Below are 15380 nucleotides of genomic sequence, written 5' to 3'. Positions count from 1 at the left end.
GCTGTTCGACATGATCTGACCAGTCTCCCTGCCCGCAACCACGGGCGACAGGACGACTCCCAGAACCACCGGACCTAAAAAACGGGGTCAGCCCAGCGCCCCATGCGCCATTGAGCTGGGGAGGCATCACGGCGTTGAGTTCTTTCTGGGCATTCGGGCTGAAAATGCGGAAATTGATGTCGTTGCCCTTCAGCGTGGTGCCGTAGAGCTCAGCCAGCCGATCATTGCTGCCGACGGGCACCTTTGCCTCGGGGGCTCTGTGACTCTTGCCGGTAAATGGCGGGGTTCTGTTGATGCTTCGTAGCGGCCTCAAGTGGTACCGATAACGAGGGTGCTGGCGGCTGCTTCGATGACATCGTTGGTGATGGTGTCGAGCTCGTTGATCTTCATGACGCGCTCGATCTGCGGGAAGAGCCTCTCCAGCAGTCGGAAGTTCCCGCGGGTAATGCGGGTGATGGCTGCGATGGCCTGAGCGTCGGTGAAGTCTTCGGGGTCGAGGGTCTTGCCCAGGGAGCGCCAGTGACGCTGGAGGACGAACAGCAGCTCGTCCGTGCCCAGGGGTCGGTATTGGTGGGCGAAGCCGACACGACTGTAGAACTGCGGGTAGTGACTGAACTGCTTCTCCAGCCCAGGCATGCCGATCAGGATCAGAGCGATGTTGTCGCGGTCGTAGCGATCGCGCAGCAGCTCCAGCGCGGTGGGGCGGAGCCGTTCGGACTCATCGACGATCACCAGCTGCACGTGGTTCCTGCCGTGCCGCCATCCCCACGACTGCGGGGTGATCTGGCCGATCGCCTCCAGGTGCTGCTCGATGCAGATGTTGGTGCGGGTGATGGCCTGGGCGAGTTCGTCCTTGAGCACCCGTGGGGTGGTGAGCACACTGGGGGTGTAGAGCACGGTACGACTCCGAGCCAGGGCGGCGTAGACCTTGGCGTCGCTGTCGGCGCGCGGCCCCCAGTTGGTCAGCAGGTCGTAGGCCTTTTCCCAGTGTGCGTAGCGACGCGCGGACAGCGTCTTACCCACCCCGGCCGGTCCGAAGCACAGGCCGATGGTGTGGCCGCGGCGCCCAGCGTCGGCGAACTGGGTGAAGCGGCGGTGCTCCTTGGTGACGATGAAGCGCTAGCTCACATCAGGTCCTCCCTGTAGACCTTCAGCTTCCGCCTCGGTGCTGGCGCGGGGGCCGGCGGCTCGGCTGTCGGCGGCGCCTCGGTGGTGTGTGCGGCTACGACGGCGATGCGTTCATTGATACCTTGGCGCAGGGCTCGGCGGCGGGCGTTGCGGGCAGCCTGGATCTCCTTGAGGCCGATCTTCTGGGCCTGGTGCTCCTGGTTCACGGCCTTGCAGAGGAACTCGTCATGGTCAAAGACGCGGATCTCCGTGATGTCGCGCGGGTCGTAGCGGATCACCACGGGCCGTCCGACGTAGCCGGCCAGCGTCGGGGAGACGTAGCGCAGCCCCTGGAAGCGGATGCCATCGCGCTGCACCACCCGGGACTGGGCAACCGTGAGCAGCAGCCCGTCGAGGTCTTCGAGGCTCTCGGGCATGCGCGGCAGCCAGCCCTCGGCGATCCACGCACTGCGCGGCGAGGTGTCAAGCTCGCTGTGCGACCGGTCGTTGTAGGTGGCCACGAACCCCTCCAGGGCGCTGTCGAGCTCGGCCAGCGACAGCTTCGGCGTCGGAGCAAGGTGGTCCTCGGTGATGTAGCCGGGCAGGTCAGCGAGAAGCTCGGTGTTGACGGTGCCGAAGAACCGTTCGATCTTGCCGCGGCCCTGGGGGCGGGCGACGGTGGAGTGGATCAGCCGGATATGGAGGTCGACGGTGGTGCGGGTGAGGTGGTGGCTGATGAAGTCGCTGCCGTGGTCGACGTAGAGCACGTCCGGCAGGCCGCACATCGGCCACGCCGGGTCGGGCTTGTGCCAGATCGCCTGCCTCAGCGCCAGCGCAGTGTTCATCGCCGAGGGCGCACCGAGAAAGACGGTGTAGCCGCAGATCGCGCGGGAGCAATCGTCAATGATCGCCGTCAGCCACGGCCGGGCGGGCTTGCCGTCGGTGCCCACCACGAGGATGTCGAGCAACGTGTGGTCGCTCTGCCACATCGCATTCGGGTGCTCGGCCTGCCGGCGCAACACCAGCTCGTACTTGTCACGGTAGGACCCCGCGCCCTCCAGGGCGAGAGTGACCATTCCCGGATCCAGGGCCGCCACGATCGAGCGGACCACGCCGTAGGAAGGCACCGGCCACCCGCGGGTACCGCAGATACGGGTGACCCTGCGGTGGAGAGTGGCGATCGCGGGGCGGGGTTTGCTCAGCGCCAGGCCCTCGATCAACCGCACGAGCTCCGCGGGAAGATGGTGAGTACCGGCATCCGAGCGCTGTCCTGTGCTCAGGCCCGCATACCCGTCAATGCGGTAGCGGGCGTGCCAGCGCTCCAAGGTGCGCAGCCCGATCCCGGTCTCGCGGGCCAGGGCGGTCAGCGCGATGCCGTCCTCGACGTGCAGCCGCAGGATGCGCCACCGCGCCGCCCCGTCCATCTCACACCTGCTCGGCGACAGCTGCTCGGGCGCGGGCCGCCTGCTGGTGGCGATACAGCGTCGCCCGCGACCAGCCGACGAGTCGGGCGGCGTCTTCGGCGGTGCGGCCCTTCGCGCGCGCATCGGCGGCGATGTCGAGCTTCTCTGCGACCACGGCCGGGTCGACCGGAGGTCGGCCGAAGCGGGTACCGTTCTGCTTCGCCGCGGCGATCCCGGCATTGACACGTTCGGTGATCAGCTCGCGCTCATACTCGGCCAACGTGGCGAGCATGCCCATCATCATCCGGCCCGACGTCGTCTCCGGGTCGATTCCGTCCGAGACCGATCTAATCTTCACGCCTTGCCCGCGCAGCAGCGTGACCGTGTTCAGGACATCGATGAGGGACCGGCCGAGCCTGTCGATACGCCAGACCACCACGGTGTCACCGTCCTGGGCGTAGTCGAGCAGCCGCTTCATCCCCGGTCGCTCGATCGCGGTCCGGCTACCCGAGGTCACATCCGAGAACACGTCCCGCTTCTGCACCCCGGCATCCACCAGCGCATCGACTTGCAGCTGCGCATCCTGAGTTGCCGTACTCACGCGGGTGTATCCCAGCTGCCTCATACCCCCAGCATGGGGCAGAAAGTCCTGGAAGTCACCACCCTGAGGCGCTTTTCGTCGAGACGACTTAGCGAGACACTTCCGGGTGCCCATTCACGCAGGGAGTGAACCTGAGGCCAACCGCGCGCTGAACGTCTAATCAACCTATAGCTTTACGAGGCGACTCTGTAAGTTCAGCTCATACTGTATAGTTCAGCGAATGCTGACTATTGTTTCTCGTGTTGACGTGATGAACCGGTTGGGCCGGGCGATGGCCGACCCCACCCGGTCGCGGATCCTGATGACCTTGCTGGAACGGCCGGCCTACCCGGCCGAACTGGCGCGGGACTTGGGGCTGACCCGGTCGAACGTGTCGAACCACCTGGCGTGCTTGCGGGACTGCGGGATCGCGGTCGCCGTGGCCGAGGGCCGCCAGACCCGGTACGAGATCGCCGATGCACACCTGGCGCGGGCGCTGACTGCTCTGGTCGAGGTCACCCTCGCGGTGGATGAGAGTGCCCCGTGCCTGGACCCGGCCTGCTCCGTGCCCGGCTGCTGCGAGAAGGGGGTGGGCGCGTGATCCTGTCCTCAACCCTCCAGGCGATCGGTCTGTTCCTGGTTACCAACATCGACGACATCATCGTGCTATCCCTGTTCTTCGGCCGTGGTGCGGGCCAGCGTGGGACCACCGTCCGAATCCTGGTCGGCCAGTACCTCGGCTTCGCCGGCATCCTGGGTGCGGCAGTGCTCGTGTCCTTAGGCGCGGGCGCGTTCTTGCCCCCGGGGGTCATCCCCTACTTCGGGCTCATCCCGCTGGGCCTGGGAGTGTGGGCGGCCTGGCAGGGGTGGCGCAGAGGCGAAGACGATGATGACGACGCCAAGATCGAGGGCAAGAATGTCGCCGTCTGGACCGTGGCCGGGGTGACCTTCGCCAACGGCGGGGACAACATCGGCGTCTACGCCCCGGCCTTCCTCAGCGTCGGCCCGGGGGCTGTGGCTGCCTACTGCATCGTGTTCCTGGCCCTGGTCGCGGTGCTGGTGGGCCTGGCCAAGTTCGTCGCCACCCGCCGACCGATCGCCGAGGTCCTGGAGCGCTGGGAACACATCCTGTTCCCCATCGTGCTGATCGGCCTGGGTTTCTTCATCCTGATCAGCGGCGGGGCCTTCGGTTTCTAACCACGCTTCCTGATCGGCAGCCTCCACCACAAAGAGATCTCCGGCCATTGTCGATGCCGACGTCCTGGCGATCGTTGCTGGCCCCAGCTTGCGGACAGTGTCGTTCCTGGATGGACGGCCCTTGCCGCCACGTATCTCAGCAAGAATGCCGCCACATACCTGCAACAGTCACAACGACGAAGGCCAAAACCGCGACGGAGAGCGACCGTTTCATGGGGGATCTACTTTCTCGGTGTGATGCGTGAGGGGAAATTCGAGCATACTGCGGCGATTTTGGCGTCGGGATCGAACAGGCGTCCATGACGGAGCTCAGAGGGTTGGACTGGTTCGATTCCCGGGTACGAGTCCTCGAGAACCTTTCCCAGGCAGTGTCGGTCCGACCGTCCTCGGCAGCGCCGCCCCCGCTCTGAGAACTTCATGACGCGCAATGGTTAGGCTGGGGTCCCCGCACACGTCCCGAACGCCATGGAGGACACGGTGGAACACTTCCCCACGTTGACCGAGACCGTTGCCGCCCTGCGCCGCGGGGAGGTGACGAGCGAGGAGCTGACCCGGCGGACGCTCGAGCGGATAACCGAGCTCAACGCGCACTTGGGGGCCTTTGTCCATGTGGCCCCAGAGACCACCCTCAAGCGGGCCCGCAGCGCGGACGAGCGGCTCTCGAGCGCCCGAGGCGACTCCGAGGAGGATGCCTCCGCGCTCCCCGCCCTGCTGGGTATCCCCACCGCGCTCAAGGACGGGCACGACGTCGCCGGGATGCCCACCACGTGGGGCTCACTGACCACGCGGGACGAGACCGGTACCGTGCCGCCCGCCGCCGTATCCGAGCCGCTCGCCGCGACCCTCGAAGCCTCCGGTGCGGTGATCCTCGGCAAGACCCAGGTCCCCGAGTTCCTGCTCAATTGCTATTCGGAGAATCGCGCTTTCCCTCCGGCCCGCAACCCGTTCGCCCTGGACTGCTCCCCTGGCGGGTCCTCCGGGGGTCAAGCGGCCGCCGTGGCCGCGGGGATCCTGCCCGGGGCCGTGGGTTCCGACGGCGGCGGCTCCATCCGGATCCCCGCGGCGGCCTGCGGACTCATCGGCCTGAAACCCAATCGTGGGCGTGTCCCGAGCAACGACGCCCTGTCCAACGTGGGACAACTTGGGGTCAACGGCCCCATCACGCGCACCGCCAGGGATGCCGCCCTGCTCATGGACGTGCTGTGCCACACCCCCGGACACGATCGGATCGACCGCCCCGTCCGGGCCGCGCCCGAGCCGTCCTTCACGGCAGTGGTCGACGCCGCCCTGGCCGGGCGGATGCCGTGGGGTGAGCGCCCGTTGCGGATCGGTGTCAGCACGGCGTCGCCCTTCGACGAGACCTACGACATCTCCGTATCACCCGAGGCGCGTGCCGCGCTCGACGACGGGGTGCGGCGCCTCGAGCGGGCGGGGCACAACGTCGTCGACGCCCGGATCTCCTACGACCCGGCCTACCCGGACGCGTTCTTCCGGCTGTGGAGCACCGTCATGGGGCAGCTGCCGCTAACCGGGCAGGAAGGACAGCTCACGGGCCTGGCCCGGGCGTTCCGGGACCGCGCGCTGACACGGTCCGCGGTGGATCTCGCCGATGCCGTGGCGGTCCTGCGGGACATCGAGGCCAATGTGATCAGCCAATATGCCCAGTACGACATGATCCTCACTCCGGCGCTGGCCATGCCCCCGCGCCCGATCGGCTGGTTCCACGAGGGCTTCGACATCACCGACCCCGCCGGTGCCGAGCAGGATTATATGCGGCAATGCCAGTACACCCCGTGGACCTCCCTGATCAACGTGGTGGGGCTGCCCGCGATCACGATCCCCACCACGTGGGCTACACCCGAGCGAGGCAACTATCCCGGGCCGGTGCCCATGGGCGTGCACCTGGTGGGAGCGGCGTCGTCCGAGGCGTGGCTGCTCGCGCTCGCGGCGCAGTTGGACCCGCCGACCACGCCGCGCGCGTCCTTGGTGGCCTGACGGCACCTGCTCTGAGTGCGAGCTGCGAGCCCGCTGCCACCGGCCGTTCGGGCCCCGGCGTGCGGTGCGCGGAAACCTGCGGAAAACGACTGACGGGCGCCGCGATCGGGACTAGGTTTGAACCATGACCAACCGTGCGGGCACCGTCGCCCAACCCAGTGACCTCGTGGACATCGACCAGCTCCTGGCCGCGTACTTCGACCGCGTCCCGGACGCGGACGATCCTGACCAGCGTGTGAAGTTCGGCACCTCCGGGCACCGCGGGTCCTCACTGAAGACCTCGTTCAACGAGCACCACATCGCCGCGATCACCCAGGCGATCGTGGAGTACCGCGCGGAGCAGGGGATCACCGGGCCACTGTTCATGGGCAAGGACACGCACGCGCTGTCCGGACCCGCGCAGGACACCGCGCTGCAGGTGCTCGCGGCCAACGGCGTGCGCACCCTGCTGGACTCCCGGGACGGCTTCACGCCCACCCCGGCGCTGTCCCACGCGATCCTCACGTACAACGCCTCCGAGCCCGCGGACCGCGCGGATGGCATCGTGATCACCCCGTCCCACAACCCGCCCACCGACGGCGGCTTCAAGTACAACCCCCCGCACGGCGGTCCCGCGGACACGGACGCCACCGAGTGGATCGCGAACCGCGCCAACGATCTCATCGCGGCGGGCCTCGATGGTGTGGAGCGGGTGCCCCTGGAGGAGGCCGCCGCCGCGGAGACCACCGGGACCTTCGACTTCCTGGACAGCTACGTCTCCGCGCTGCCGGAAATCATCGACCTCGAAGTCATCAAGGAATCCGGGCTGCACATCGGCGCGGATCCCATGGGCTCGGCGTCCGTGGCGTACTGGCAGGAGATCGGCGAGCGCTTCGGGCTGAACCTGACCGTGGTCAACCCCGAGGTGGACCCGCAGTGGGCGTTCATGACGCTGGACTGGGACGAGAAGATCCGCATGGATTGCTCCTCCCCCTCGGCCATGGCGTCCCTGATCGGCAACCGGGACGAGTACGACATCGCGACCGGCAACGACGCCGACAGCGACCGGCACGGCATCGTGACCCCGGATGCCGGGCTCATGAATCCTAACCACTACCTGGCCGTGGCCATCGACTACCTCTACCGCAACCGTGCCGGGTGGTCCCCGGAAGCCGGGATCGGCAAGACCCTGGTGTCGTCCTCGATCATCGACCGCGTGGCCGACTCGCTGGGCCGCCGGTTGGTGGAGGTCCCCGTGGGCTTCAAGTGGTTCGTGCCCGGTCTGCTGGACGGATCCATCGGCTTCGGCGGGGAGGAATCCGCGGGCGCGTCCTTCCTTCGGATGGACGGTTCCGCGTGGACCACTGACAAGGACGGCATCATCCTGGCGCTGCTCGCCGCGGAGATCACCGCACGCACGGGCAAGACGCCGTCGCAGCGCTACGCCGAACTCACCGAGCAGTTCGGGGATCCGGTGTACGAGCGCATCGACGCCCCGGCCGATCGCGAGCAGAAGGCCGTACTGAAGAAGCTGTCCGCCGAGCAGGTCACCGCGGAGACCCTCGCCGGGGAACCCATCATCGCCAAGCTCACCGAGGCGCCGGGTAACGGCGCCACTGTGGGCGGGCTGAAGGTGGTCACGGAATCCGCGTGGTTCGCGGCCCGGCCGTCCGGGACCGAGGACGTGTACAAGATCTACGCGGAGTCGTTCAAGGGCGCGGAGCATTTGGCGCAGGTCCAGAAGGAGGCCAAGGCGCTCGTGGATTCAGTGATCGGCTGAGACCGCAGAACGCGGGACGTCACGGAGGCGGCACTCACCGACGCGGCGTCCCCGAGCCGTCCCGGCGGTGTGGCCTCCCTGCGCAGCAGGGCCGTGAGCGGGAGGGCGTGCAACTGCACGCCCTCCCGCTCGTTGTCGACCATGAGCAGGTCCCGATTCCCGATGGAGGGCCCCCGTGCCGCACTCGAGAACGTCGACCAGCGCTCCACCCCGTCCCCAGCCGCTGGGCAGTCCACGTAGCGCCCGCCACCCACCTCTTCTCGGGGCCCGGCTGGCACGCCCTGGTCGTTGAGGAGACCTCACGGTCGGGGCGGCTCTGGTACGCGCCGTACGGCCCCGTGCTCACCCACCCGAGTGGCGCGCACGTCGTAATCGAGCTGCTGCACCACACGACGGGCCGCCGAGGTTTCACCGCGCACGGCTCCGACTCCCTGCGCACGGCCGCCCGCGTGCTGGGCGAGACCGGGGGCTGCACCGCCTTCACGAGCTCGGTGGGCAGCACCGTGGTCAGCGCGCTGCTTCCCTACGACTCCCCCACCACATGGGTGTTCGCCCCCTCCGGGATGGACTTCGCGCTGCGCAAGCTACGCCCCAACCAGCCGCTGATCGTCCAGGCGCTGCTCGACGCCGCAGCACAGGGTCAGCCCGTGGCCGACCTCTTCGGGGTGGCCTCCGCGAACGACCCCACCCACCCCTGGACGGGATGCAGCGCGTTCAAGCGATGTTTCGGCGGGGCGGCCGGAACCGTCTCCGGGGGTCGAGCCGCCCGTGCCCTCAGCGCACCGGGTCCTGCGGGTTCCACGCGCGGGTGTAGAAATCGGTCGAGCGGGACTCGAGCAGCAGTGCGTACTCCTCCGGGTCCATGGCCTGGGCCGAGCCCTGGGGAGGCTGTTGCCGCCGGACGGACGTGCCGAGGCCCGCCGCGCCGTCGTGCACCGATAGCCCCGCCGCCTCTAGGAGGGTGGGGTACATGGACAGCTGGTCCGCGCCCGCCCGCAGGGGCTGGTCCGAGGATTCCCCCGGGATCCACACGCGGTTGAAGATGGTGCGGTTGGGGTGGTGGTCCAGCTGCTCGTGGAACGCGTCCCCGGCGCTCATGTGCTTGAGGTGGTCCCCCATGACCACCACGGAGGTGTCCTCCAGGTAGCCCTGGACCCTCATGTGCTCGATGAAGCCCGCCACCTGCGTCATGGAGCACGCGAACACCGAGGTCACCTGGTTCTGGGTGTCCACGCCGCAGGAGTCGTAGACGTGCACCGGTTCGTGGGTGTCCAGTGTCAGCATGGACAGGTTGAACGGCTGGCCCGTGCGCTCGGAGCGGGCGTGCAGACGGTCCACCTCGTCCTTCGCGTGGGCCATGAGCCGCTCGTCGCTGAGCCCCCAGTCGCCGCGGAAGTTCTGCTCCGGCTCGCCGGCGGCCCGCCAGTCCGCGAGCCCCTTGTCCTCCGTGTAGCCGTGCGATCGCAGGAAGGCGTCCTTGCCGGCGAACGAGGAGTTGGCCCCGCCCAGGAACGTGCTGGTGTAGCCGTGGTTCTGCAGCACGTCCCCCAGACACGTAACGCCTCCCAGGTACTGCTCCATCCCGGCGCCGATGTCACTCGAGCTGATGCCCTCCCCCGAGCTCTTGAGGGGGATGCCGCACTGGGTGGATGTGAGCCCGGCCATGGTCCATCCGCCGCCCTCATACTGCTGGAGGTCGGTGACGCTGCGCCAGCCGTCCTCCGCGCGGGTGACGTCCTCCAGGGGCTTGAACGCATTCTTCTCGAACAGCTGGTCGTCCGCGAGGGTCTGCTCCCCCGACTCGAGGTAGACCACCACCAGGTTGCGCTTGCCCGCGTCCCCGGTGACGGTGGGCTGGATGTAGCGCGATCCGATGTCGTGCGGGAACTTGGCGGCCTTGACGTAGCGGGGCAGGTCCACCGCGGACGCGAAGCTCGCGGTACCCCCCACCACCACCGCAGCCACCGCGATCGCGGAGATGGAGCGGACCACGCCGCGCGGGGCGCGCGCAGTATGCCCGGACAGGCGGCGGCGCCACACCCACCGGCCCAGCGCGACCGCCAAGGTCAGCAGCACGGGAAGCACGCCGATCAACAGCACCGAGACCCACACGATCGACCCGCCGCCGCCGTCCGTCTGCACGGACACCAGGTTCATGCGCATCTGCCCCACGGAGATCTGACCCCAGTAGTGCCGGATCACCCCGGCGGCCGCCAGCAGGGTGAGGCCCAGCCAGATCAGGCCGTAGCAGAGCCCTCGGCCCGTCCACCGGCCCAGCCGTCTGCTCGCACGCAGAAAACCCTCGGACATGTTGTGGACCTCGTGCTCCTCGATCACCGGTGCCAGCCGGCACCGCCGCGGCCCGGGCATGGTGTGCCGCCGCCTACATATTCGTGTTCTTTCAAGGGTAGGACATGTTCCGGTCACCTGCTGTTCACCTTGTGGGCCCGCCACGGCGCCGGACGCAGCAGGGGAGCCCACTGTCCGAGGCGGCGCCGCTCGGTCCAGCGCGAGCCTGATGCTGTCCGCAGCCGGGCCGGGGAGCGCCTGTCCCGTTCAGCTCGCGTGGGTGAGGGCCTGCACCCAGACGGCCTCCGCCACGAGGATGCCGAGTTCCACCGTGACCCCACCGGACGCTACCGTGCCCACAACGTCGGGCGGCCCCTGCATCGCCAGAGCTGCGGGCGAGCTGCCCCCCGGGACGTCACCGCCCGGCGTCGTGCCCCCGCCGGCTACGCGCACGCGCACCGTGGCGCTGCGGTCCGGACCCGGGAGCACCCGCAGCACCGCGCCCGGCCGAATCTCGGCCTCCGCGAGCACCCGCAGGGTCTCAGGGCTCTCGTCCGAGACGCGCGTGACCCGCACGGGCTCCGGGTGGGTGACGTCCCCGAGCGGAACGGCCGGGGCGGGAGTGATCACCCCGTCCCGCGAGGGGATCGCATCCCCGTGCGGGTCCTCGGACGGGTGGCCGAGCTTGGCGTCCACACGGTCGATGAATCGGTCGGTGACGGCATGCTCGAGAACCTCGGCCTCGTCGTGGATCTCGTCCCACGCGTAGCCCAGCTCGGTGGCCAGGAACATCTCCAGGATGCGGTGGCGGCGCACCATGTGCACGGCCACGTCACGTCCCTCGGCGGTCAGCTCCACGACCCCGTATGCGGGCCGGGTCACCAGACCCTGTGCGGTGAGCTTCTTCAGCGCCTCGGACACGGTGGAGGCCGCCAGACCCATTCGCGCGGCCAGCGACGTGGTGGTCACCCGCTCCGGCTCCCACTCGCCCAGCCGCCAGATGGTCTTCAGGTAGTCCTGGGTGGACGGGCTCAGCTCTGCGGGGTGCACGCGTTAAGCCTAGCGGCCCTCCGGGGACGTCCCCAAGGGTGCGCCCCGCGGCGTTCGCGCCGGGGATGACAGACGGCGACGACGACGCTGCACCCCCTCCGGGGGCCGCGCCCGGGGTGTGCCCGGGGTCGCTTCGGGTGCCGCGGCACCCGGCGACGCCGCGCCGTCGGCTGGGTGCGAGGGGTCACCGTGCGACGTCGTCAGGCCGTGCGACGGTGACGCGCCTGCGCGCCGGGCCGCTGCGGCGGAATGACTCCCGCAGGAGGCGCGCAATAACGGAGCAAACGCAGAAAATGGCGCTCAGATCTGCATGTGCTCCGTTATTGCCCATCGTAGGCCGCGGCCGTGCCGGGCTCCACACCGGGGCTCGGCCGGGGCATCACTCGTACGTGTAGAACCCCTGCCCGGAGCTGCGCCCCATGTGACCCTGGTCGATGAACTCCCGCTTCACGCGTTCCGCAACCCGCTGGGACTCCTCGGTCCCCGCATTCATGTTGATCTGGTAATAGGTCTCCATGCCCACGTGGTCCAGGATCTGGAACGGGCCTAGGGGAGAACCGGTGGCGGTGCGCCAGGTCTTGTCGATGTCCTCGGCCTGTGCGATGTCGTTGACCCACAGGTGCGATGCCGCCGTCAGGAACGGCACCAGCAGGGTGTTGAGGATGTAGCCCGCCTGCTCCTTCTGGATGTGGATGGGCACCATACCGATCTGCCCGGCGAACTCCAGGACGGCCTCGGCCGCGGCGGGGTCCGTGCCCGCGTGCCCCATGACCTCACCGGTGTTGTTGCGCCACACCTCGTTGGCGAAGTGCAGCGCCAGGAACCGCTCCGGGTGGCCTGTGGACTCGGCAATGTCACTGGGCAGCAGCGTGGAGGAGTTGGTGCACAGGACGGTCTTCTCCGGCGCGGCCGCACCGATCTGGGACCACACCTTCTTCTTGAGCTCCAGGTTCTCGGGCACGGCCTCGATCACGATGTCCGCGTCCGCGAGGGCCGTCTCGAGATCCGTGGTGCCGCTCAACCGGGCCTTGGCCGCCTCCAGTTGCCCGGGGGTGGCCGCCATGTCCCGCGTGTACAGCAGGGACAGCTTCTCCCACTTGCCGGGCAGCGCCCCGACGATCTCCTCGCTAATGTCGTACACGGTCACGGTCTTGCCGAAGTACGCCGCCTGGAACGCGATCTGCGATCCGAGCACCCCGGATCCGATCACGGTCACGTTGGTCAGTTCAGCCATGATGTCCTCCCCCACTACTGTGTGAGTCACGCTCGCGCGAGTCGGCCTCCCGCGGGCCCGGTGGCCACGGGCGTGGCCCCCGTCATTCACCCTACTCGCCCGTAGATTTCTCGCCAGGCGCCGACAACGCCGCACGGCCACCTCCCGCGGCACCTCACCACCGCGCGTGGGCCCCGCACCACCAGTCGGGCCCCACCCGCGCACTAGAATCCTCGGGGCGGCACCCACGGCCCGCCCAGGACAAGGAGCACCCATGAGTTCGCCGGTTTCCCCCGACCACACCCCGCCACCGCAGGACGAGCAGCACGAGCCGCGCAAGCAGGACCGGCGCGGCGGCGTCGTCGAGCGCCTGGGCCTGAACTGGCGGCTGCACGGGGACGGCAGGCACGTGGCCCCCGGTGATGTGGTGACCCCGCGGGAACGGCTCGCCTGGCCGCGGACCATCTCGATCGGCGCGCAGCACGTGGTCGCGATGTTCGGCGCCACGTTCCTGGTGCCGCTGCTCACCGGCTTCCCGCCGGCCACCACGCTGTTCTTCTCGGGCATCGGCACGGTGCTGTTCCTGGTGGTCACGGCGGGGCGGGTGCCCAGCTACTTGGGGTCTTCGTTCGCGTTCATCGCCCCGATCACCGCGTCCGTGAATCAGTACGGTCCGGGTGGCGCGCTCGGCGGCGTGATCATGGCCGGTGCCGCGCTGTTCCTGATCGGCGTGATCGTGCAGATCGCGGGCACGGGGTGGCTGCAGAAACTCATGCCACCGGCCGTCACGGGCACCATCGTGGCCCTCATCGGTTTCAACCTGGCCCCCTCCGCCAAGCAGAACTTCACCGCGGCACCCGTCACGGCCCTCGTGACCCTGGGTTCGATCATCCTGATCTCGGTGTTGTTCCGCGGGCTGCTGGGCCGCCTGTCCATCCTCCTGGGCGTGGCGATTGGCTACGTCACCGCCGTGATCCGCGGCGAGGTGGACTTCACCTCAATCCAGGCCGCATGGGATGAACAAGGCGTGTTCGGCCTGCCCCAGTTCCACTCCCCCGAGTTCCACCTCAACCTGGCCGGGTTGTTCATCCCGGTGATCCTGGTGCTCGTGGCGGAGAACATCGGTCACGTGAAGTCCGTGGCCCTAATGACCGGCGACGACCTGGACCCCTACATGGGCCGCGCCATCATCTCGGACGGACTGGCCACTATGATCGCGGGCTCCGGCGGCGGGTCCGGCACCACCACGTACGCGGAGAACATCGGAGTCATGGCCGCCACGCGCGTCTACTCGACCGCCGCGTACTGGGTGGCCGCGCTCGTCGCGATCCTGCTGAGCGTGCTGCCCGTCTTCGGCGCCGCGGTGGCCACGGTCCCCCAGGGTGTGCTGGGCGGAGCGGCCACGGTGCTGTACGGCATGATCGGCATGCTGGGTGTGCGGATCTGGGTGCAGAACCGCGTGGACTTCTCCAACCCGGTCAACCTCACCACCGCGGCAATCGCCATGATCGTGGGCATCGGCGACTACACCTGGTCCGTGGCCGGGCTCGACTTCGCGGGCATCGCCCTGGGCACCGCCGCCGCCCTGGTGGTCTACCACCTCATGGCGGCCATCGCCCGCGCCCGCGGCTCGGTGGGCTCGGACCCGCTCACCCCGGACTCTTCGCAGAGCCCGTCGCCGCTGGGCTGACGCGCGGCTCACACACTGATCGGCAGGTCCGATTCCTGGTCCGCCACGTCCCGGATCCGGGCCATGTCCACCTCGGCCACCGTGGCCGGCTCCCACTGCGGGTTCTTGTCCTTGTCCACGACCATGGCGCGCACGCCCTCGATGAAGTCGTGGCCCACCGCAGTGTCCTCCGCCATACGCAGTTCGCGGCGCAGGCAGGAGACGACGTCGTCGTCCTGCGCGCCGCGCTGCAGCAGCTCGAACACGCGCGCGAGCGACGTGGGGCTCATCCCGTCCAGGTCCGAGCCCGCGTTGCGCACGACCTCCTCGAAGCTGTCCGCACCGTAGGTCGCCACGATCTCGTCCCAGCGCCCCACGAGTTCGGATTCCGGGGCCTGCTTGGCGTACGACGACGTCGCGGCGTCCACTCCGTCCGCCAGCACGGTGTCCACGAACGCGTCCACGTCCGCGGAATCGATGTAGGTGTCCGCCAGCCCCAGCGCGATCGCATCCGCGCCGTTGATCCGCGCACCGCTCAGCCCGAGGTAGCGGGCGACGGCGAGGGATTCGTGGCGAGCGGCGTCGTCGTCGGTCGAGGAACCGGCACCCCGGGTGACGCGCGGCAGGAAATAGCTCGCGCCGATGTCCGTGAAGAAGCCGATGGCGGTCTCCGGCATGGCCATCTGCGTGGTCTCCGTGACCACTCGGTGCGAACCGTGCACGGACAGGCCCATGCCGCCGCCCATCACGATGCCGTTCATGATGGCCACGTACGGCTTGGGGTAGCGCGCGATGATCGCGTTCATGGAGTACTCGGTGCCGAAGGCGTCGCGGATCTCGTCCTGGCGGCCGCCCAACGCCGCCTCGCGGACCTCCTTGATGTCCCCGCCCGCGCAGAACGCTTTGGCGAGCTGCGAGCGGATCACGACCTGCGTGATCGCGGGATCGTCCCGCCACATCTGCAGCGCGCTGACCAGCTGGTGGTACATGCTGCGGTTCAACGCGTTCAGCGCCTTGTCACGGGTCAGGGTCAACAGCCCGGTCTGGCCCTGGATCTCGGCCCGGACGAACGATTCTTCGGTTGCCTTCATGTTTCCCATGCTAGCCAGCACCATGGG

At 68.6% G+C, this 15380-nt stretch carries 13 protein-coding genes and 1 pseudogene; 6 read left to right on the top strand and 8 right to left on the bottom strand.

The window, feature by feature from the left end; genetic code table 11:
• The 4 genes from A5728_RS14950 to A5728_RS13125 form a co-directional block, all read right to left on the bottom strand.
• Positions 1–241: hypothetical protein (locus tag A5728_RS14950; protein WP_231885662.1), on the bottom strand; the 241-nt coding region annotated here is incomplete at its 3' end.
• A gap of 68 nt (positions 242–309) precedes the next feature.
• Positions 310–1113 carry an AAA family ATPase gene (locus A5728_RS13135; RefSeq protein ID WP_064847477.1) on the bottom strand — a complete coding sequence of 268 codons (804 nt, stop codon included), beginning with the start codon at positions 1111–1113 and terminating at the stop codon, positions 310–312.
• A gap of 11 nt (positions 1114–1124) precedes the next feature.
• Positions 1125–2531 carry a Mu transposase C-terminal domain-containing protein gene (locus A5728_RS13130; RefSeq protein ID WP_139126915.1) on the bottom strand — a complete coding sequence of 469 codons (1407 nt, stop codon included), beginning with the start codon at positions 2529–2531 and terminating at the stop codon, positions 1125–1127.
• 1 nt (position 2532) lies between these two features.
• Positions 2533–3135 carry a recombinase family protein gene (locus A5728_RS13125; protein WP_064847476.1) on the bottom strand — a complete coding sequence of 201 codons (603 nt, stop codon included), beginning with the start codon at positions 3133–3135 and terminating at the stop codon, positions 2533–2535.
• Between the two features lie 196 nt (positions 3136–3331).
• On the opposite strand from A5728_RS13125, the gene A5728_RS13120 reads away from it, so the two are divergent.
• The 5 genes and pseudogenes from A5728_RS13120 to A5728_RS15150 form a co-directional block, all read left to right on the top strand.
• Positions 3332–3691: a helix-turn-helix transcriptional regulator gene (locus A5728_RS13120; RefSeq protein ID WP_064847475.1), complete on the top strand. Its 360-nt coding sequence runs from the start codon at positions 3332–3334 to the stop codon at positions 3689–3691.
• A complete protein-coding gene (locus tag A5728_RS13115) occupies positions 3688–4287 on the top strand; it encodes a cadmium resistance transporter (RefSeq protein ID WP_048683490.1) in 600 nt (199 codons plus the stop codon). Before A5728_RS13120 ends, A5728_RS13115 begins: the two co-directional genes overlap by 4 nt.
• A 477-nt stretch (positions 4288–4764) precedes the next feature.
• Complete coding sequence (locus A5728_RS13110; RefSeq protein ID WP_082943496.1) at positions 4765–6282, top strand: amidase; 1518 nt, start codon at positions 4765–4767, stop codon at positions 6280–6282.
• Positions 6283–6406: 124 nt separating this feature from the next.
• A complete protein-coding gene (gene pgm / locus A5728_RS13105; protein ID WP_064847473.1) occupies positions 6407–8041 on the top strand; it encodes a phosphoglucomutase (alpha-D-glucose-1,6-bisphosphate-dependent) in 1635 nt (544 codons plus the stop codon).
• Positions 8042–8148: 107 nt separating this feature from the next.
• Positions 8149–8694, top strand: a pseudogene (locus A5728_RS15150) (GNAT family N-acetyltransferase); the annotation flags it as partial.
• A gap of 121 nt (positions 8695–8815) precedes the next feature.
• Here A5728_RS15150 and A5728_RS13100 read toward each other — a convergent pair.
• The 3 genes from A5728_RS13100 to A5728_RS13090 form a co-directional block, all read right to left on the bottom strand.
• Complete coding sequence (locus A5728_RS13100) at positions 8816–10378, bottom strand: sulfatase-like hydrolase/transferase (protein WP_231885661.1); 1563 nt, start codon at positions 10376–10378, stop codon at positions 8816–8818.
• Positions 10379–10597: 219 nt separating this feature from the next.
• Positions 10598–11380: a metal-dependent transcriptional regulator gene (locus A5728_RS13095; RefSeq protein WP_064847472.1), complete on the bottom strand. Its 783-nt coding sequence runs from the start codon at positions 11378–11380 to the stop codon at positions 10598–10600.
• A gap of 379 nt (positions 11381–11759) precedes the next feature.
• The gene (locus A5728_RS13090) at positions 11760–12614 is read right to left on the bottom strand and encodes a 3-hydroxyacyl-CoA dehydrogenase (RefSeq protein ID WP_064847490.1); all 855 of its coding nucleotides are present in this window, start codon (positions 12612–12614) and stop codon (positions 11760–11762) included.
• A 253-nt stretch (positions 12615–12867) separates the two neighbouring features.
• On the opposite strand from A5728_RS13090, the gene A5728_RS13085 reads away from it, so the two are divergent.
• A complete protein-coding gene (locus A5728_RS13085; protein WP_082943492.1) occupies positions 12868–14283 on the top strand; it encodes a uracil-xanthine permease family protein in 1416 nt (471 codons plus the stop codon).
• Positions 14284–14291: 8 nt separating this feature from the next.
• On the opposite strand, the gene A5728_RS13080 is transcribed toward A5728_RS13085, so the two are convergent.
• Positions 14292–15353, bottom strand: coding sequence for an enoyl-CoA hydratase/isomerase family protein (locus tag A5728_RS13080; protein ID WP_064847488.1), 1062 nt, complete (start codon positions 15351–15353; stop codon positions 14292–14294).
• Positions 15354–15380 lie beyond the last annotated feature (27 nt).

This window comes from Kocuria sp. ICS0012 (assembly GCF_001665945.1).
GTDB classification, from domain to species: Bacteria; Actinomycetota; Actinomycetes; order Actinomycetales; family Micrococcaceae; genus Kocuria; species Kocuria marina.
This window is presented reverse-complemented; position numbering and strand designations above follow the sequence as displayed.